Annotated in this window: 19 protein-coding genes; 6 read left to right on the top strand and 13 right to left on the bottom strand. The window is 62.6% G+C overall.

What is annotated here, in order from left to right; genetic code table 11:
- Positions 1–38: 38 nt before the first annotated feature.
- From HB376_RS10595 to HB376_RS10585, 3 genes are all read right to left on the bottom strand, one after another.
- Positions 39–800, bottom strand: coding sequence for a DNA-binding transcriptional regulator (locus HB376_RS10595; RefSeq protein WP_213763613.1), 762 nt, complete (start codon positions 798–800; stop codon positions 39–41).
- A 113-nt stretch (positions 801–913) separates the two neighbouring features.
- A complete protein-coding gene (locus tag HB376_RS10590; protein WP_213763612.1) occupies positions 914–1645 on the bottom strand; it encodes an aldolase/citrate lyase family protein in 732 nt (243 codons plus the stop codon).
- 27 nt (positions 1646–1672) lie between these two features.
- The gene (locus HB376_RS10585) at positions 1673–3139 is read right to left on the bottom strand and encodes an MFS transporter (protein WP_255631270.1); all 1467 of its coding nucleotides are present in this window, start codon (positions 3137–3139) and stop codon (positions 1673–1675) included.
- Positions 3140–3366: 227 nt separating this feature from the next.
- Here HB376_RS10585 and HB376_RS10580 point away from each other — a divergent pair, with 227 nt between their 5' ends.
- The 4 genes from HB376_RS10580 (at position 3367) to HB376_RS10565 (ending at position 7099) form a co-directional block, all read left to right on the top strand.
- Complete coding sequence (locus tag HB376_RS10580; RefSeq protein WP_213763611.1) at positions 3367–4539, top strand: porin; 1173 nt, start codon at positions 3367–3369, stop codon at positions 4537–4539.
- A 90-nt stretch (positions 4540–4629) separates the two neighbouring features.
- The gene (locus HB376_RS10575) at positions 4630–5592 is read left to right on the top strand and encodes an amidohydrolase family protein (protein ID WP_213763610.1); all 963 of its coding nucleotides are present in this window, start codon (positions 4630–4632) and stop codon (positions 5590–5592) included.
- 29 nt (positions 5593–5621) lie between these two features.
- On the top strand, positions 5622–6248 hold the full coding sequence (locus HB376_RS10570; protein WP_213763609.1) for a flavin reductase family protein: 627 nt from the start codon (positions 5622–5624) through the stop codon (positions 6246–6248).
- Between the two features lie 26 nt (positions 6249–6274).
- Positions 6275–7099: a hypothetical protein gene (locus HB376_RS10565; RefSeq protein WP_213763608.1), complete on the top strand. Its 825-nt coding sequence runs from the start codon at positions 6275–6277 to the stop codon at positions 7097–7099.
- 21 nt (positions 7100–7120) lie between these two features.
- On the opposite strand, the gene HB376_RS10560 is transcribed toward HB376_RS10565, so the two are convergent.
- Positions 7121–8155: a 2-dehydropantoate 2-reductase gene (locus tag HB376_RS10560; RefSeq protein ID WP_213763607.1), complete on the bottom strand. Its 1035-nt coding sequence runs from the start codon at positions 8153–8155 to the stop codon at positions 7121–7123.
- Between the two features lie 157 nt (positions 8156–8312).
- On the opposite strand from HB376_RS10560, the gene HB376_RS10555 reads away from it, so the two are divergent.
- Entirely contained in the window at positions 8313–9185 is an 873-nt protein-coding gene (locus tag HB376_RS10555) for a fumarate hydratase (protein ID WP_213763606.1), read from the top strand.
- A gap of 2 nt (positions 9186–9187) precedes the next feature.
- Positions 9188–9796, top strand: a complete 609-nt coding sequence (locus HB376_RS10550) for a fumarate hydratase C-terminal domain-containing protein (RefSeq protein WP_213763605.1) — start codon at positions 9188–9190, stop codon at positions 9794–9796.
- A gap of 79 nt (positions 9797–9875) precedes the next feature.
- Here the strand turns inward: HB376_RS10550 and HB376_RS10545 are convergent, their stop codons facing one another.
- The 9 genes from HB376_RS10545 to HB376_RS10505 all read right to left on the bottom strand — a co-directional run bounded on the left by HB376_RS10545 (position 9876) and on the right by HB376_RS10505 (position 19613).
- Positions 9876–11225 carry an MFS transporter gene (locus HB376_RS10545; protein ID WP_255631269.1) on the bottom strand — a complete coding sequence of 450 codons (1350 nt, stop codon included), beginning with the start codon at positions 11223–11225 and terminating at the stop codon, positions 9876–9878.
- 248 nt (positions 11226–11473) lie between these two features.
- Complete coding sequence (locus HB376_RS10540; protein WP_213763604.1) at positions 11474–12523, bottom strand: hypothetical protein; 1050 nt, start codon at positions 12521–12523, stop codon at positions 11474–11476.
- Positions 12520–13434: an IclR family transcriptional regulator gene (locus HB376_RS10535; RefSeq protein ID WP_213763603.1), complete on the bottom strand. Its 915-nt coding sequence runs from the start codon at positions 13432–13434 to the stop codon at positions 12520–12522. Before HB376_RS10535 ends, HB376_RS10540 begins: the two co-directional genes overlap by 4 nt.
- Before the next feature lie 43 nt (positions 13435–13477).
- Positions 13478–14425, bottom strand: a complete 948-nt coding sequence (locus HB376_RS10530) for a DUF6282 family protein (protein WP_213763602.1) — start codon at positions 14423–14425, stop codon at positions 13478–13480.
- A gap of 35 nt (positions 14426–14460) precedes the next feature.
- Positions 14461–15234, bottom strand: a complete 774-nt coding sequence (locus HB376_RS10525; protein WP_213763601.1) for an aldolase/citrate lyase family protein — start codon at positions 15232–15234, stop codon at positions 14461–14463.
- The gene (locus tag HB376_RS10520; protein WP_213763600.1) at positions 15235–15630 is read right to left on the bottom strand and encodes a cupin domain-containing protein; all 396 of its coding nucleotides are present in this window, start codon (positions 15628–15630) and stop codon (positions 15235–15237) included. It lies immediately after the preceding gene.
- A 174-nt stretch (positions 15631–15804) separates the two neighbouring features.
- Positions 15805–16989 carry a porin gene (locus HB376_RS10515; RefSeq protein ID WP_213763599.1) on the bottom strand — a complete coding sequence of 395 codons (1185 nt, stop codon included), beginning with the start codon at positions 16987–16989 and terminating at the stop codon, positions 15805–15807.
- Positions 16990–17145: 156 nt separating this feature from the next.
- Entirely contained in the window at positions 17146–18435 is a 1290-nt protein-coding gene (locus HB376_RS10510; protein WP_213763598.1) for an MFS transporter, read from the bottom strand.
- 272 nt (positions 18436–18707) lie between these two features.
- Positions 18708–19613, bottom strand: a complete 906-nt coding sequence (locus HB376_RS10505; RefSeq protein ID WP_213763597.1) for a LysR substrate-binding domain-containing protein — start codon at positions 19611–19613, stop codon at positions 18708–18710.
- Between the last annotated feature and the right edge of the window lie 116 nt (positions 19614–19729).

Raw genomic sequence — 19729 nt, 5'->3', positions numbered from 1 at the left:
CCGGACTTATCGCTACAAGACGGTTACAACTGGACAGGTCACAGCTGTTCAGAAATCTGCCGCGCCACATCAAGCATCCGATCGAGATATCTATCGACCGCTTTCTCGCTCGTTAGCGCCGAAGAAAACCACGTCAGCCCAATCGATGCGGCGACGAATTCCTTCGCCATCACCGGCACGGCGATCGTGCCGGACACCGGCCGAACGGTGGAATCCCGCAACGCGTACCCCCGTCCACGAGTTTGATCGAGCATCGCTTGCATCGCTTCGCGATCCTGGGCGAGCCGGTCTTCGGGATGATGGCTTTGCCGCACGACTTCGAGCAGCATCTCCTGTTCTTCGGACGAGCAGAACGCGAGATACGCGCGTCCCAACGCACGCGAGACGAGGCTCAGGCGCATGTTGATCGACGAATGCAGCAGAGACAGCGGCGAATAGGGAATCGTGCTGTAGCGCACGACCAGCGCGTCGACGTCGAGCATGCCGACAGCGATCGGCCACTTGATTTCTTCAGTGAGTTTTCGCACGAGCGGCGCGGCGATTTCGACCACATGCGGCACATGGTGATAGCCCGAATTCAGTGCATTGACGCCGTCGAGCAGACGGTATTCGCCAGGGCGCGCGCCGCGTGCGGCGAGGCCCAGTTCTTCGAACGTCCGCAACAGCCGGATCAAGGTGGGTTTCGGCAGCGACGTCGACTGATGCAGGCTGTCGAGCGTCGAAACGGGCATCCGGTTCAGCGCGCGCAGCAACGTGATGGCTCGCTCCACTGCCCGGATCGAGGATTCGCGTTCCGCCATCTTTTCGCCTTGCATGGTCTCAGTGGTCGGCCGCGCCGGGTGAGTCAGGCGCAGGCTCCTCGAAAAACGCGAATTATCGCAGTTTTTCGGCGGCCCCGAGGCAAGGCGAATACCTAGGCCATCAACGTCAGCGCGCCCTTGCGAAGCAGCGATTGATCCGATCCGATCACGAACCACGAGGCGCCCATCTGCTCGAATTCGGCGCATTCGCTGACTTCGCCGAGCGCGACGCCGGGCGTTTTGCCGGCCCGCCGCGCGATGTCGAGTACTTCAACGGTGGCTCGCATCACGTCGGGCGCGCGGGCGCTGGTAAGCCCGAACGACAAAGCCAGATCGGCGCGGCCGACGAACAGACCGGACACGCCGTCCACCTCCGCGATTTCACGCGCGGCTTCACAACCCGCACGGCTCTCGATCTGACACATGACGACCGTGCCGTTGCCGGCCGCGATGGCCGCCTGCATCCCGAGCGCGCCGTAGCCGGCAAAGCGCGGCGAACTCGAAAAGCCGCGTTCGCCGTCGATGAACCGGGTGCGCGCGACCAGCGTGCGCGCCTGGTCGGCGGAGTCGACGTGCGGCACCAGCAGCCCCGACGCGCCGAGATCGAGCGCGGACTGGATCGTCGCGGCGTTCATGTCGGGAATCCGCACGAACAGCGGCAGCTGCACGGAGCGCGCGGCGATCACCATGACGTCGAGCGTCGCTCGATCGAACGGTGCGTGTTCTGCGTCGATCACCGCGAAATGAAGACCCGCGGCGCCGAGGATCTCGATGATCTGCGGCGCGCCCGTTTTAACGAAAGTGCCGATCTGGCGTGCGGTGTGGTGTTGCGTAGAAGTGGACATGGACGAAAGCAGAAGGGAAGCGCCGTATCAGAACGCGGCAGGATTGAGCGGCTCGCGAGCGCTGTTGAACTGCATCGCGAGTGCGGTGCAGCCGAGCAGCAGCAGGCACAGCGCCGGCAGCAGCATCGCGTAACCGGGGTGGCCGAGCGTCTTGCCGATCCACGGCATCGCGTTCTGGGCGAGAAAGCCGCCGAAGTTGCCGATGCTGCTGATGATGGCGAGGCTCGCGGCGGAGCGCTTGCCGCTGAAATACTTCGATGGCAGCGACCAGAAGCACGGCAGCAGCAACGACGTGCAAGGCGTGCCAACCACGAGCGCGAGATAGCGCAAGGTTGGATCGCTCACCAGCAGGCTGACCACGAACGCCACGCAGCCGATCATGCCGATGGCCGCGGCGGCCACCCGCACGTGACGCTCTTTCGTCAGCAGTCGCGGCACGATCAGCAGCAACGCGGCGGTCAGCGCCCACGGAATCAACGTGAGCAGGCCGTTCATCGAACTCGAGACGCCGAACCCCTTGATCACCGTCGGCAGCCAGTAGATCAGCCCGTAGAGCGACGTGAGCAGCAACGTATAGCCGAGCGAGAACGCCAGCACCCTGCGGTCCCACAGCACGGTCCACAGGCTGCCTTCGTGATGTGCGGCCGGCGCTTCGTCGGCGACCATCCGCGCAAGGCGGCTGCGCTCCTGCGGAGTCAGGAACGACGCGGTTTCCACGCTGCGCGGCAGATAGAACAGCACGATCGGTGCGAGCACCAGCGCCAGCACGCCGGTGACGATGAACACCCACTGCCAGCCCGCGTGATGCCAGACGCCGTCGAGCGACAGCAGCAAGCCGCCGAACCCCGAGCCCAGCATGTTGCCGAGCGCGCTGCCCAGGGTCAGCAGTGCGAGCGCGCGCACCTGATAGCGGCGCGGAAACCACACGGTCAGGTAATAGACGATACCCGGATAGAGCCCGGCCTCAGCCGCGCCGACCAGGAAGCGCAGCGCCGCGAACATCGAACCCGACGAGGTGTACGCGATCAGCAAGGTCGCGATACCCCAGCTAAATACGATGCGGAAGATCCATTTCGGCGCCCCGAAGCGGTGGACGCCGAGCGCGCTCGGCAGCTCGAAGATCAGGTAGCCGATGAAAAACAGCGACGACGCCAGGCCATAAGCCGTTTCAGTCAGGCCGATCTGATGCACCATTTGCAGCTTGGCGAAGCTGACGTTCATCTTGTCGATGACCGACACAAGGTAGATCACCAGGATCAGCGGCATGATGCGCCACCAGACGCGCCGGATCAGGCTTTCATCCTGCGCCACTTCAGGGTGGGCCGCCTGGGCAACTGAAATCTGCATGTCTCCTCCAACGTAGCGGACCGGCTGAACGGCGCGCAAGACACGCGGCGCGGCACCGGTTTTATAGGGTGACCCCGGTCGGAACGGCGCGAGGTCAATGGCGAGCAATACTACGTCGCGGCCAGCGGTCGTCCAAGTGCGAATCATGAAGATTTCGCGTGGCGGAATCGATCTCGGGAGGATGGAATTGAGGGCCACACGGCGACGCGTGCTTTTCGCGGTGCGGAAAGTTGCGGAAGCGCGCTTGGCGCAGCCGGGTTCGCATGAAACCATATGAGGCATCGAAGGTTGCGCTGCCAACGTAATGGCGGCCGGCTTTCGGAAGATCCGTCATGCAAGCGCGAACGGGCCAACATATTGTGAGGAGACCCCACATGAAAAAATCGCTACTTCTGATTGCCGCCTGCGGCACCGCTGTCACCGCACATGCGCAAAGCAGCGTGACGCTATACGGCATCGTCGATGCCGGATTTCGCTACAACACCAATGCGGGCGGCAAATCACAATTCGCTATTGCCGGCGGCAACGAGAGCGCGTCGCGCTTCGGCCTGAGCGGTGTTGAAGATCTGGGCGGCGGCTATAAAGCGGTCTTCACGCTGGAAAACGGTTTCACCACGACCACCGGCGCACTGCAAGGCGGACTGATGTTCGGCCGCCAGGCTTTCGTCGGACTTGGCACGCCTTACGGCACGGTGACGCTCGGCCGCCAGTACCTGACACTGTCGAGCTATCTGGGCCCGTTCGCGTCCGGCACCGACTGGGCAGCGCGTGGCGCGGGCTGGGGCTATCACCCGGCCGGCCTCGACGACGTCGACGGTACAGAGCGTGCGAACAATGCGGTCAAGTATGTCAGTCCGCGTTATCACGGAGTGCAGGTCGGCGCGACGTACAGCCTCGGCGGCGTAGCGGGCAACGCCACGCAGAACGAGATGATTTCCGCCGGCGTGGATTACGACGGCGGACCGTTCAAGTTCGCTGCGGCCTACCTGTACCTGAAGAATCCCAACTACTCGCTGTTCGGCAACAACGCTACCAGCAGCGCGACCGGCAACAACTTTGCAAGCCCGATCTTCAGCGGCTATGCGACCGCCGCTTCGCAACAGGTGGCGGGCGCCGGTGCGTCGTATGCGTTCGGATCGTTCACGGTCGGCGGCATCTACACGAACACGAAATTCTTTAATATCGGCAGCGTTGCTGTCGCGGGCGCGAAGCCGCCGGCAGGCGAAGTCGGCCAGACCGCGACGTTCAATACGGCCGAAGCGAATTTGAAATATCGTCTGACACCGTCGTTGCTGCTCGGCGTTGCTTACGCGTACACGCGCGCGAGTTCGTACAACGGCGAGAGCGGCGCGAGCTATCAGCAATGGAATCTCGGCGCGGACTACGCGCTGTCGAAGCGGACCGATCTGTATTTCGTCGTGCTGCGTGAGACCGCCGGCGGTTTCGACTCGACCGGCCATCGCGCGGTCGCCGCGCTGACGTTCGCGACGCCGTCGACGAGTGACGCGCAAACTGGCGTCACCGTGGGCATCCGCCATATGTTCTAGACGCGACGCGCGCAAGGCCGGTGATCCAGCGCGACCGCCGGCCTTGGTGCCTGATCCGCTTTTGCCCCCCCGTACTTCATTGGAGACATCATGCCTTCCCCGCAAGACAACACGAATGCCGCTGCTGGCCAGACCGTCAAACTGTTCGACTCGCACGCGCATCTCGTGGCCGACGACCAGGTGCGCTATCCGCGCAATCCGATGAAGCGCTCGCCGAATGCGCCGCCGCGCCTGCCCGGCGTGATCGGGCTGCCCGGCGGCAAACACGGCGAGCATCCGGTCAACGAAGTGCCGGACGTGGCGCGCATGCTGCCCTGGATGGCGGATGAGCGTGTCGAGGGCGCGGTGGCGGTGCAAAAGCGCATGGTCTATCGCTTCGACAACAGCTACATCCTCGATTCGTCGGATGAGCATCCGGAGATCTTTTCCGCCGTCGTCATTCTCGATGCGGAAGACGAAGGCACGCCGTCGCTGGTGCGCTCGTACATCGAGAAACACGGCCTCGCGGGCGTGCGCCTGTTCGGCGGCCGCGAAGCCGACGGCACGATGCCGTGGCTGAATTCGCCACGCGCGCTGCAGACGTGGGCCGTGGCCGACGAATACGGCATCGTGATGGATCTGGAAGTGCTGGCGATTGGGGGCGGCGGACCGTCGGTGCCGGCCATTATCGAATTGGCGCGACGCTTCCCGAACCTGCGGGTGGTGCTCGATCACATGCTCGAACCGGAGGTCGAAGACGACAACTATGGTTTCGACGAGCGCTTCGTGCCGCTTGCGGCCGAGCCGAACATCTTCTTCAAGTTCACGTCGATCAACCTCGACATCTATCGCGAGACCGATACGCCAGCGGATCAGGTGCTGCGCCGTGCAGTCGATATGTTCGGCGCTGACCGGATCATGTGGGGTTCCGATATCGGCACGTCGTCGGGCACGTACCAGGACATGGTGCAACGCATCCTTGACGCGACTGTTCTGCTGACCGATGCGGAGCGCCACGCCGTGCTGTACGAAACGGGCAAGAAGGTGTTCGTGAAAGGCGGCGTGCGCGCCTGAGGGCGCCAGGTCCCCACAAGGAGATAACAATGTTTCTAGACCCGGCGGCTACGCCCGGCTTCAAGCGCACGCTGTTCAACGCGATCGTCGCACCGCGCCCGATTGGCTGGATCAGCACGATCAACGGCAAAGGCCAGGTGAATCTCGCGCCGTTCTCGCATTTCAATCTCGTCTCGACGTCACCGCCGGTGGTGATCTTTTCGTGCAACGCGCCGGCTGACCGGCACGAGAAGGACACCATCGCCAACGTGCGCGAAACCGGTGAATTCGTCACGAACCTCGCCACCTGGGATTTGCGCGAGCCCATGAATCTCAGTTCGATGAACGCGCCGTACGGCACCGACGAGTTCGAACTGGCCGGCCTCGAAAAAGCGCCGAGCGTGATGGTCAAACCGCCGCGGGTCGCAGCGTCGCCGGCGAGCATGGAGTGCCGGTTGCTGAGGATCGTCGATATCGAGCCGACAGGGCCCGGCGAAACGTTCAGCAACGTGGTGTTCGGGCGCATCGTCGGCGTGCATCTGGACGAGCGTTTCGTCGATGCGAACGGGAATTTCGACACCGCTCGCGCCGAGCCACTGACACGCATGGACGGCAACCGCTATTCGACCGTCGGCCGCATGGACATCCTGGGCCGGCCGAGCCCGCGGCGCGACTAACTCCACATAATATCGAAGGAACCAACATGACGACTACAACCGAAACCGGCGTGCGGGAAACCGCTGTCTACGATCTCGCACCCGGCGCCGTGGCGCGCGGCCAGAACTTCTTCGTGCAATGGCTGGAAGGCGACGGCAAGGTGTTCGAAGCGCACAGCGCGCATGAAATGCTGCTGCTGCTTCCCGGAGACGGCGCTGAAGTGCGCATCGGACGCAGCGGACAGAACGCCGCGCAAACCGTGGCGGGCCGCAGCGTGTGCGTGCTGCCGGCCGGCGAGATCGCCGTGCAGCCGCACCACGGCGCCCGCGCGGTGCTGATCGCGTCGTCGCGTGAGGATCTCGCGCCCGGCACCGCGCGCAACGACCACGACTATGCGTCGCCCGACGCCCGGATTATCGGCAGCGACGCCGGTTACCGGCGCACGCGCGGCAACGGTGAACTACAGGTGATCGCGATCGACGGCATTCAGCCGCCGGCTGACAAGCCGCGTCTGAAAATGCTGCAAACGGACACGCTCAGCATCAACTGGGTCGAGTATCAGGACGCGCGCGACCGCTCGAAATTGAGCCCGCACAGCCACGGCGAGTTCGAACAGGGCTCGCTCGCCATCGACGGGCATTTCGTTCATCACCTGCGCGTGCAATGGGGCGCCGATGCGAACCAGTGGCGCGACGACCAGCATCTCGAAGCCGGCCCGGCTTCGATGATCACGGTGCCGGTTCAACTGATCCATACGACCGAAGGCGTCGGCGCGGGCCGTCATCTGCTGATCGACGTGTTCTCGCCGCCGCGCAAGGACTTTATCGACAAAGGCTGGGTCGCCAATTCAGCCGACTACACGCGCGGCTGAGGGCTCGTGTCCGAATCAGCATCAGAGAGAGCGTGCGCCATACAGGCCGGCTTGCGCCGCGCGCAGGCGGCTCAGCGCAAATACGGTCTGCATCAATGGCGCCTCGAAATCGAGCCTTGCAGCACATTCCAGCGGCGCGCCGAGAATCGCGTCGAGCTCGACGCGGCGTCCGGCCTCGAGGTCCTGCAGCATCGAGGACCTGACCGCGCCGAGCTGGCGCGTCTGGGCAATGCGTTGCTCGATGTCGATGTCGAGCGTGAGACCGGCGCGCCGGCCGAGCGCGAGGCATTCCGCCATCAGGCTTGCGAACAGCGCGTGCGTGCCGGGATCGTCGAGCAGGCGGTCGGTGCTTGCCTGCGTGATCAGGCTGAGCGGATTCGAGCACACGTTACCGAGCAATTTGATCCACAGATCGCGGCGAATGTCGTCGCTGGCGTGGGCGGGCAGGCCCGCGGCCGTCAGCACTTGCGCCCAGTCGCTTGCGCGCGTGCTAATGCCGCCGCACGGCTCACCGATCACGATCTTGCCGCCGCTGTGGTGATGTACCACGCCGGGCGCCGGCGAACTGCACGACGCCATCACGCTGCCGCCGAGCACCTGTTCGAATGCCAGTGCCCGCTCGATACCGCCATCCGGGTCGACGCTGGCGAGGCGCAAGCCTTCGAGCGGGGCGCTGGATTGGGTGGATTGGCCTGGCGTGAGGAAGTACCACCACGGCAAGCCGTTTCCGACCGGCAGTATGACGGTTTCAGGCCCAAGCAGCGGCGCGAGCGATGCGGCGATGCCGGGCAACGCATGCGACTTCAGCGCGATGATCACCAAGTCCTGCGGCCCCATGTCCGCGCAGTGCGCGTGGGCGTCGACCGGCACGGCGCGTTCGGCTTCGCCGGGGCACGTATAACGCAGTCCGGAAGTTGCCAGCGCCTCCAGCGTCGCGCCGCGTGCGAGTATCGACACGCGATGGCCGGCGAGTGCGAGACGCGCGGCGAAATGGCCGCCGATCGCGCCCGCGCCGACGATGCCAATGTGTTTCGCAGTATTAAGGAGTGGATTCATGGGGGCCTCATTTTTATCGATGGAATTCACTTATTGTCGCTGCGCCGCCCGTTCGGTCTCCGCGTTTTTACGGGCTTTTCTCCTGGCGAAATCCGGCGCGCTCGCATGACATGCGCCAGCCGTGGCCGGCCCGGTTATATCTGAAGGAAGCACGACAATGTCTATTGACAGCTCGATTCTCAAGCGCGTCACTGCGCAACTTTACGAACGCTCACTCAAGGCGATACCCAACGATACGCGCGCGTTTCTGCAGCGTGCATCGGGCACCGAGACCCATCCGACCGGGAGGGCCACGCTGACCATCATGCTGGAAAGTGCCGACGGCGCGAAGCGCGACGGCACGCTGGTGTGCAGCGACGTCGGCATCCCGACCTACAGCATCAAGATCGGCACCCGGGTTCAATTCGACGGGCCGGTGCGGGCCGCGATTCGCGAAGGCTTTGCCGAGCTCGCGGCGAACATCTCGCCGCCGATCCTCAAGATGGTCACGAACCCGCTGACGCACGAACGCAGCTATGCAGGCAAGGACATGCCGATCGTCGCCTTCGACGTGATCGACGACGCCGACTACGTGGATATCGTCTGCGCGCCGAAGGCGATGGGCACGGGTCGCTGGGAAGCGATCGAAGCGTTCGTGTATCCGACGCTCGACCAGATCGAGCGCTTCGTGCTCGACACAATGCTGCGCGCCGGCTCGCAGCCCTGCTTGCCGCTCGTGATCGGTGTCGGCATAGGCGGCACCTTCGACTACGCGGCGCGGCTCGCGAAAGAGCAGATGCTGCGGCCGTTCGGCCAGACCAATCCCGAGCCCATTCTTGCACGCATGGAGCAGCGCCTGCTCGACGCCGTCAACGCGATGGGTTTCGGACCGATGGGAACCGGCGGGGATACCACGGCGATGGCCGTGCACATCGACTATGCCGCGAGCCATGGCTTCGTGCCGATCGCGGTGTGTTTCAACTGCTGGATCAACCGGCGCACGGCGGCCCGTATTCACGGTGATGGCCGCGTCGAATTCATGGAAAGCTGACGATGAGCAAATTACACGATCTACGTTTGCCGCTCACGCGTGACAGCGTGCTCGATCTCAAGCTCGGCGACATGGTGCGGCTGTCCGGTGAGATCACCGTCAGCATCGGCTTGCCGACTCACCGCCGGCTCGCGGAGGCCGTGACGCAAGGCGCGCCGTTGCCGATCGACCTGCGCGGCGGCGCGTTCTTTCATCTGAGCACTTATGTTGACGAGACGGCGGACGGACCGGTGCCGCTTTATCTGAACCCGAGCACCAGCACGCGCTATAACCCGTGGATGCCGACACTGATCCGCGGGCTCGGCGTGCGGCTGGTGGGTGGCAAGGGCGGCCTCGACGAAGCCAGCACGACGGCGTTGCGCGAAAGCGGCTGCGTCTATCTGTCGTTTCTCGGCGGCGGCGCGAATCTGCTGTCGCGTGCGCTGCGCCGGGTCGTGGCGATGAACTGGACCGAGTACATCTCGCAGTTCCGGCTGCTCACGCTCGAAGTCGAGCAGCTCGGACCGGCGACAGTCGCGATCGATGCGCATGGCAACAGTCTCTATACGCAGCTTCACGAGCAAGCCACGGCGCGGATGCCGGGCATTGTCGATACGCTCGGGCATCGCTGATCGTTGCTCGCTGACCGGTCAAATGGTCAGCGAGAGTGAATTTACAACGGACTCCGAAAGAGCGAAGAGCGGACTCAGTTCAGGGGCGGGACGAGAGCAACGCCGGCTGGCTGTCGGGGCTGGCGACGACCATGACGCGAGCCAGGCCCCACGCGCATACCGACAACGCGCAGGTGATAGCGGCCAACGCCAGCAGGCCGTCTTCGACATGTCCGGTACGCTGACTGATCCATCCGATCAGCACGGGACTTGCGTAGCCGCTGAGGTTGCCTACGGTCGCCATCAGCGCGATCGCCGCGCCGGCGGCGGTACCGCTCAGCAACGTGCCGGGGATCGCCCAGAGCACGGCGAGACCGCCCAGCGCGCCGGACAGCGCAAGCGCGAGACCGGTCAGTGAAAGCACCGGCATGCCCGCCGAGACGGCAGCGAGTGCAAGGCCGGCCGCCGATGCGAAAGAACTCGCAATCAAATGAAAGCGCCGTTCACCGTGACGGTCCGAGCTGCGGCTGATGACGAGCATGGCGATCGAAGCGACGACAAACGGCAGCATGGTCACGAGTCCGTTGGCCATCGGGTTGCGCACGCCGAGACCGCGAGCGATCTGCGGCAGCCAGAACGACACGCCATAAGTATTACCCAGCAGCGCAAAGTTCACGGCGGTCATCAGCCACACGTTGCGATTGCGAAAGGCATCGGCGAAACGGTGTTGGGATTCGCCGGCGCGGCTCGCATTCTCCTGTTCCAGCGTGGCGGCAATCCGCTCCCGGTCCGCGGCCGGCAGCCACTTCGCCTTGGCGGGGCCGTCGTCGAGCCAGAACAGCGTGACGACGCCGAGGAGTACGGCGGGCAGGCCTTCGAGGAGAAATAACCAACGCCAGCCGTGCAGTCCGTGCACGCCTTCGAAGATCGTCAGAATCCCGCCCGACAAGGGTCCGCCCACGACACCCGAGAGCGATATGCCGAGGAAGAATAATGCGCAAACCTGCGAACGCAGCCGAGCCGGAAACCAGAAGGTCAGATAGAAGACGACCCCCGGATAGAAGCCCGCTTCAGCGACGCCGAGCACGAAACGCGCAATGAAAAACTCGCGCTCGGTCGTGACGAACATCATGGCGACCGAAATGGCGCCCCACACGATCATGATGCGGGCGATCCACACGCGCGCGCCGAAGCGTTGCAACGCCAGGTTGCTCGGGATTTCGCAGATGCAGTAGCCAATAAAGAATATGCCGGCGCCTATGCCAAACGCGGTGTTGCTGAGCCCCAGTTCCGCCGACATGCCCGCCTTCGCAAACCCGACATTGATCTTGTCGAGAAACGAAACGATATAGAGCAGCATCAGGAACGGCAGCAAACGCGTGGCGACGCGATTGTAGATTCGATCGTCGACTGGATCGTCGAACGAAGCGGCGGTGAGAAATCTCATCATGTCTCCTTGCGCACGCAGGATCTGCGGTGCGAGTGGCCGGTCGAGCCGGCTCGTATCGTGAGTTCGGTCTGTCCACGCCATGAATGACGGGCAGGGGTGTCCCGCCGCGTTCGACAGATCGGACGCGGGCTTGGGCGTATTCAATAGATGCAGCGGGGTTGCAACGACTTAAGGCCAGGTAAAGCAACCTGATGCGTTTGAATCAGCTACGGCCGCAAACGACAGCAGGCTTCCTGCGCCCGGGCAGGCTATCCAGCGGGTGGCGCGAATTCCTGCCAATACTGCGGCCGGTCATTCTGCTCCTGATAGGTTTCGACGCGGTCGGCGGCCGAACCCAGCAGTTCTTCCACCGATTTTCCGCGTTGTTTTACGTATCCATCCAGTTCTTCGATCGCCTCCGTGAGCACGCGATAACCACGCGTGAAAACGGCCGAGGTCATTTCAGTCGCAGCCGCGCCCGACAGCAGAAAGCGCGCGACATCGAGGCCATTGCGGGCGCCGTTCGTGGCGAGCAAGGGAAACGACGTGCCCAGCTTCTTGCGTGTGAGCATCAGCCAACGCGCTGTCAGCGGCAATGCCCAGCCGCCGCCGAAAGCCGCCGATGTGCCCAGCACAGGCGCGCCGGTATCGAGGTCGGGCAGGAAGCCCATGAAGCGCCCCATCATCACGACCGCGTCCGCGCCGCCCCGTCTCGCGGCATCCGCGAGTGCAACGACGTTCTCGCTTTGACCCGTCAGTTTGATCCACAGCGGCAGGCGGATCGCGGCACGCACGCGGGCCACGATTATTTCGATACGTTCGACGTCGCGTTCGAGAACGATGGCGCCCTTTGCGGCCTCTTCGCCATGCGGCGCGCCGATGTTCAGCTCGAGGACACGCAGCCCACGCGCTTCGATCCGCTGCGCCTGTTCAAAGCAACGATCCAGGTCGGCGAGAATCAGGCTGGGGATCACGTAGGCGTTGCGCTCGGCAGCTTCTTTATCCAATGCCGCGAGCTGGTCGAGCCACGGCTCGAATTCGCTCTGCACGAGACCCGAGCGGCAGAAGAGCGAGGCGTCCGCGGGCGGCTGGAAATTCCAGGGCAAGCGCGTCCAGTTGCTGTCGAAGAGCGCGTAATCGGTCTTGTCGAGCTGAGCTTTGGCGGCGTTCGATTCATTGGTCGATTTCGCCACCACGGCGGCCGCGCCGGCCTCGAGTGCGGCGCGGATGCCGGCGGCCGTCATGGTGTGCTCGCCCGATCCGCAGATCACCGGGTTTTTCAGCGCGATCGACCCGATCCGGGTGGTCAGGGAGGTCATCGGTGATTTCCTGCTAATGCTTTTGTCTGGCCACCCTCGGTCGACGGCAGACCGGCGCGGCGATATTTGTCGCAGTTAAGCCGCTCACTCAATTCGGCGGCGGCCTGCTGTACGTGTTCAAGCAAGGCCGGCGGCGGCGGCGACGGCACGTCGTGCGTGGGACCGATAATGCCAATTGCGCCGACCATCACGTCGTTGTCGCGAAAGATCGGCGCGCTCAGCACGTTGATGCCGTCGATCACTTCGCCGTTCGCATCTTCGTACAGTTGCGCACGCACGGCTTCGAGGCGCCTCGCCAGCACCACCGGGTCCGTGATCGAGCGGGCCGTGAACCTTTGCAGCTTGCGGCGCAAGATACGCTGCTGGTCCTCTGGCGGCAGGAATGCCAGCACGAGCCGTCCCTGGGCCGAGCAGTGCGCCGGCACCCGGTTGCCCGGCTTGACCGTGATGCACACGCCGTTGTTCGAGTCGACCGCCGCGACAACCAGTGCCGAATCGTGCGTGACGACCGACAGCACCGCGCTTTGACCGAGTGTGTCGCGCAGCTTCGTCAGATACGGATCGGCGATGGCGCGCAAGTCGAACTGCTCGCTGGCGGCCGTGCCGTAAATAACGAGCTTCGCCCCCAGACGGTATTTTTCGGTCGAAGGGTCCTGTTCGACGGCGCCCATTTGCCGCATCGACGCCAGATGCCGGTACACACGCGGCTTCGGCTCATCGACGATATCCGCAAGCTCGGTGACGCCGAGTGGCCGGCGTGCCGCCGACAGCTCGTCGAGCAGCCGGAACACGATGGCCACCGATTCGAGCAGCGCGGGGCCGCTCTTGTCGATCGGCGTGGTATTGCTGGCCTCGATAACCGGATCTGAAGGCAATACGGCGTTCTTGGGCCGGGGCAGACTCTTGGGCAACTCGATCTCCTGTGCCGTTTTCGTGATGGTTGGCGGGGGATGCTCAGCGGGACGCGGGCAATTCAATGTTCATCAATCGCGCCGCATTCGTGGAGGTCATCTTCCGGATGTCCGCTTCACTATACCCAATGTCGAGCGCGGTTTCGATCACGCTGCGAAAGCCCTCGACGATTGTCGGGTTGCCCTTCTGACCGAGGTCGGAGCCGAGAATGGTGAGATCGACTGTGCCCGCTTCGATGACGTCTCGCAGGAACTCCGGATCATAGAAGCGGAACTTCGAGCCCGGCACCCACATGCACATGGAATGCTCCATGTACACGCCTTCTTTTGCGAGCTGGCGCATGTCGTCGAGTGTCGCGTCCACCACATAGGTCGGATGATTCACGAGCAGCCGCTTGACGCCGCGTTTGCGCGCTTCTTCGAAGAGCGGCCAGATTTCAGTTATGTTCAGGTGCCCGGCTGAGAGAACAATGTCCGCATCCGCGATGAGATCGAGGATCGCCTTGACTTCCTCCTTGAGCTTGCCGTCGCTGTCGAGCACCGAGAGCGGAATGGGAGCAAGCATCTTCTGCGTGGTCTGCGGGAATTTCTGGTCGAAATGCGCATCTTGCTTGTGATGGTTGATGTGGTTCGCCGACGAAAACGTGGGCATCCACACAAGCCGCGCGCCCAGCTTGATGCCGTGCTCGACCGCGTGAACATTGATGCCGCCGACCGTGTTGTTCAGAGGAACGCCCGAGAGCATCAGCACGCCGAGATCCGCGAAGTGCTTGTTCAGCAGCGCCGTAACGGGCGTTGCCGAGTAGTAGTGATCCTTGAGCAGCACCGCGCGCAGGCCCGCCGATGACGCTTCGCGCATTGCTTCGATGTGGTCCAGGTAACGCGGCATCACTGAGGGGCCGCTATGACAATGCAGGTCGATCGTGCCGCGCAGCAGGCTGCCGATATAGGCCGGATCGCGCGAGGTGCGGGTGTCGTCTAGTGTGGACATGAGATTTTCCGTCTGGTTGAGCGCGTCGTAACGCGCTATTGAATTTGACTACGCAGTTCGGCAACGCTCTGGCTGAGTTTGCTGAAGCCGCTGCGCAAGAGGCTCTGGTCTGATCCGATCACGAACAGCGTGACGCCGAGGGCGGCATAACGGGCCATCGCCGCGGTATCTCCGACGAACATGCCAACCGGCACGCATGCCGAGCGCCCAGCCGACGCCACGCGCTGAATTGCACGTTCGACCTCGGGATGATCGACGTCGAACAATCGATAGGACACCGATAGATCCGCGCGGCCGATGAAGAGGCAGTCGATGCCCGCTACACCCGCGATCTCGTCGATTGCCTCGACGGCTTCGCGGTCTTCGATCTGGCAGAGCACAGCGGTTTCACTATCGCTGCGCTCGATGTGTTCGAGCATCGAATGGCCGCCGTAGGCACCGGCGCGCGGCGAGTTGCTGAAGCCGCGCAACCCGTCCCGGTAACGCGCGCTCGCGACAATCTCACGCGCCTGCCGAGCGGAAGTGACGTGCGGCACCAGTACGCCGGTAGCGCCCATGTCGAGTGCCTGCAACACGTCAGAAGGGCTTGATTGACGGAGGCGCACCAGCGATGCAATGCCCGCGGCGCGTGCGCCGAGCAGGCAATGATCGAGTTGGGCGGCGGAAAAGGGCGCGTGTTCGCTGTCGAACACCACGAAATCAAGCCCCGCGAGACCGGCGATCTCCGCGTGATGCGACTGCGGCGTCTTGATGAACGTGCCGCCTAACAATTGCCGGTCCCGCAGGCGGGCCGCGAAATGCTGGCTCATTCAGACACCTGTGCTTGCGGGTTGTGGTTCGAATTCCGCGGCTTGATATTCCACCAGATGCCGGTAGTCCTCACGCAGCGGTGCAAATACGTCCAGGTTGAGCACGACCTCGTCGCCAACCGGTTCTGCGTAGTGCATGACATGCGGCGGGATGCGAATCATGGTGCCGGGGCCGCCTTCCACCACCTCGTCGCCGAGGTGAAACCGCACCCGGCCCTGCACGATGATGACGAGCTGTTCGAAAGTATGGCTATGCGGAAAAACCGTCATGCCGGGCGTCAGCCAGTTCATCACGCACATGGCGTTGTCGCCGCGGAAGCCAACCCGCTCGACTCCCTTCCGAACGACTTCACGGGGCAGGTCATTCCAGTTATGCAGCAAGTCTTGAGTTGTCATTCTGGCTGTCTCTCCATTCTGGTGGGGGCGGTCGGAAGCGACCCGTCTCGTCGCTTTCCGATGATCTTTTGGGTTCTTTTCAAAAGAATCGTATTTCGTTTGTAGAAACAATACTAGACATCGACCGATGCGGTGTCAAGGCGCTTTAGTGCTTCGGCAACCTTCTTTTTCCCGTTAGAACGTATGGCGCATGCCGAACGTCAGCACGGTTTGCTCGTTGCTCGTAGAGGGGGTCGCGAACGTCATGGCGGCGACGGCGGGTTTGCCGGTCGAATCAATGCCTGCGGCCTTTTCGTGGAGCCCGACGAGATACAGGTCGGTCCGCTTCGACAAGAAGTAATCAGCGCCGAGACTGAGCTGCTGGTAGCTCGCGCCGCTCTCCCCGGCATACGAGCTCGCCCGGGTGTACGCGTACATCACGCCAAGCAGAAAGGACGGGGTGAGCTGGTACTTAAGGTTGATTTCGGCGGTATTGAAGGTGGGCGATGAACCGGCGATGGCCGTAGCCGGCTTCGCACCGTTGATGACCGTGCCGCCGATGTCCTTGAATTGCGTGCTGGTAAATATTCCGCCGACCGTTGCCCGGCCGATGGTGTACGACGCACCCGCGCCAAATTCCTGCTGGGAGGCCGCCGATGCATAGCCTCTGAACACGGGACTGGTGATGTTGATGGCACTTGCGCTCGTAGGTGCATTGCTGGTGCCGTTATTGCCGAACAACGAAAAGTTCGGGGCCTTGACGAACAGGTAGGCCGCGGCAAAAGCGAACGGGCCATTGTTGTACGCCAAACCTGCGGAGAGCAACTCGTTCTGCGTCACCGCGCCGGCTACGCCGCCGAAGCTGTAGGTGGCGCCCACGCGCAAGCCGCGATAGGAATTGCTGGTGAATTTGATTGCGTTGTTGGCGCGCTCGGAGCCGTCCACATCGTCCAGGCCGCCAGGGTGATAGCCGTAGCCCGATCCGCGCGCCGCCCAGTCCGCGCCCGCTTCGAACGGCGTGAGGAACGCGGTCAGCGTCAGATACTGGCGTCCCAGACTGATCGTGCCGAATGGCCCGCTCAGTCCGACAAAGGCCTGACGGGCAAATTCGAGCCCGCTCGACATTGTGCCGTTGGCGAGATTAAACCCGTTCTCCAGTGTGAAGATGGCCTTCAGCCCGCCGCCAAGGTCTTCCGTGCCCGAAAAACCAAAGCGATTCGCGCTCTGGTTACCGCCTGTAAGCGCCGTTAGCGGCTTGCCTCCCGCGTTCGTGTTGATGAGAATGCCCGCATCGACAATCCCGTACAACGTGACGCTGCTTTGAGCGAATGCGCCACTTGCAAAGGCAGAGGCGAGCGTAGCAACAAGTATTTTCTTCATCAAGGGTCTCCTGTTTTTCTATATTTATTAGAATGACTAAATAAATTAAAAAAGATGCATTGAAGTAAAGCCGATGTCACTATCCACGCGCCGCGAAATTCGCGGCGCCTTGATCGAAAAACGAATGGTCAGGCCGGACGGGTGAACCGGGCGGCGTCAGGCTTTAGCGGGGAGCGCCGTCCGCCGAGTGCGAAAACGGATCGCGCCGATCGCCAGCACAACGAGGCATGCGGCCGGGACGTACATCGCGGCGCCGGGAGTGCCGGCCTGTTTAGCGACCCAGGGCATGATGTTTTGGGCGAGAAAACCGCCAATGTTGCCGAAGCTGCTGATTGCCGCAACGCTTGCCGCCGCTTGCGCACCATTGAAATATCGCGGCGGAATCGACCAGAAACAGGGCAGGACAAGCGAGATGCAGGGTGTGCCGATGGCCAGCGCAATGAAGCGCACCATGACGGAATCCGCGCTGATGCTGACAAGGAAACACACCACGCCGAGCGCGGCGATTGCTGCCATGGTCAGCAGTACCTCCTGTTCGTCGCGCAAGCGCCGCGGCAGGATCAACAGCATGACGGTGGCGATGCCCCAGGGAATCGGATTGAGCAAACCATTGAGCGAACCCGTCGCGCCGAAACCTTTGATGACCGTCGGCAGCCAATAGATCACGCCGTACAGGGAGGTCAGGATGAGCACGTAGGCGAAGGAAAACAGCAACGTGCGCGGGTCGACAAGGGCGGACCAGATACTTGCATGCCCGGTAACAGGGATGCGTTCACGTTCGATCGCGGCGAGGAGGCGGGTTTTCTCCGGGCTCGTCAAGAAGCCGGCGCGCTCTGGTGTGTCCGGCAGATAAATCCATATCAACGCGGTGACGATCAGGGCGGGAATGCCGGTGGCGATAAACACCCACTGCCAGCCTGCGAAACCAAGCCAGCCATTGATGTCGAGAAACAGGCCGCCCATGATGGAGCCGGCCATGTTGCCGATCGCGCTTCCGAGCGTCAGCACGCCTAGCGCGCGGACCTGATAGCTCCGCGGAAACCACAGCGTCAGGTAATAGATGAGACCCGGATACAGTCCGGCCTCGGCGGACCCCAGGAGAAAGCGCATGGCGGTAAACATCGAGCCCGATACGCAGAAGCCGAGCAGGATCGTGAGTAATCCCCACGTGAGCACGATGCGCGCAAACCATACTCTCGCGCCAAAGCGGTGGACCGCAAGCGCGCTCGGCACCTCGAAGACGAGATAGCCGATAAAGAATAGCGACGAGGCGAGGCCATACGCCATTTCACTCATGCCGAGCACATGCACCATTTGCAGCTTGGCGAAGCCGACGTTCTGCCGGTCGATGACCGCGACCATGTACATCAGCATGACGATGGGCATTACCCGCCAGAACACGCGGTTTAGCAACGCGTGGTCTGCCGGCGAATCGGAACTTTGCATTTTGAGGCGTCTCCTGCGAGCCGTTTTGTGTGACACGGAGCGGTATTACTCGCGCACTTCATTTTTTTGTAGAGAATTACGTTCTCTTGGGCGAAACAATATGTTGATCATTTGTTTTTGTCAAGGACGAGCTTTGCGACGAGCGGCGGGAGCCGGCAGGGCGGCCCCGAACAGCGCGGGTAGATTGGGTATTGCTGAGGGAATACGAGCATGCGCCTCGCGGGCATGATCGGATATGCACATCAAACCAGTCCGTTCCGTTTAATTTCGCCTTACGTCGTCTTGATTTTCTCAAGCGCCAACTTCATATCCGCCGCGAACGCAGTCACGAGACTCGACGCAGGCGATCCCACTGCACTAACAAGATAAAGCTCATCAGCGATAGCCGGTTCGAACCGGCGAACTGCTACGCGCTCACCTGCAAAGCTCGCCGTGACCGGATCGATAAGAGCGACTCCGGCGCCCTGTGCCACGAATGCAACAATGGTCTGCGAGAGTTGCGCTTCGACTGTCATCTGCCGCGCCACACCATGCTCAACGAACACCCGGTCGATCGTGCGGCGGGCGTCGAAGGAAAGCGGAAATGACACGAAAGGTTCGTCGCGTAGATCTTCCGGTTTCAATACGCGCTTGCGCGCCAACCGATGGCCTGCCGGCAGAATGCAGCGCATGGGTTCGTGCGTGAGCCGGTCGAGCCGGACGGCAGGATGAGGCATGGCTTCGGCAATGAAGCCGATGTCAATTCGTTGCGACGCCACGAGCTGGACAACCGTCGAGGAACTGTGGGTCAGGAGCGTGATATCCACACCCGGATGCTCGCGCGCGAACGACGTCAACAAGCGCGGCAGCCATTCCAGCGCCACCGCGGGAGAACCTGCTATGCGCAAGGAACCGCGTCGCATCGCGCGTATCTGCTGCGCTGCCTGGGTGATCGAATCGAGTCCGACAAAAGCCCGCTCGACCTCCGTATAAAGCACATTCGCCTCGACAGTCGGCAACAGCCGTCCTTGCTGCCGCGTGAACAATGCAAAGCCGACGCGCTCCTCGAAATCGGCGATAAGACGGCTCATCGCCGGCTGTGAAATATGCAGCATCTGTGCGGCGCGGGTGACGGTGTGCCGCTGCATCAGCGCCCGGAACGCTTCTACCTGGCGAATCTTGAGGTCGGGAGAGGCCATAACATTAGTGAATGGTTGACGAAAAAAACGGTATTTGACCACGCATTTTGTATCACCGAAGCTCCGGATAAGCTTGTTTTAGCGCATAAAAGGCTTCCATGGTTGTTCATAATAGA

The organism is Caballeronia sp. dw_19 (assembly GCF_018449515.1).
GTDB lineage: Bacteria > Pseudomonadota > Gammaproteobacteria > Burkholderiales > Burkholderiaceae > Caballeronia.
The sequence above is the reverse complement of the archived record's forward strand: the minus strand, read 5'-3'. Positions and strand labels throughout refer to the sequence as shown.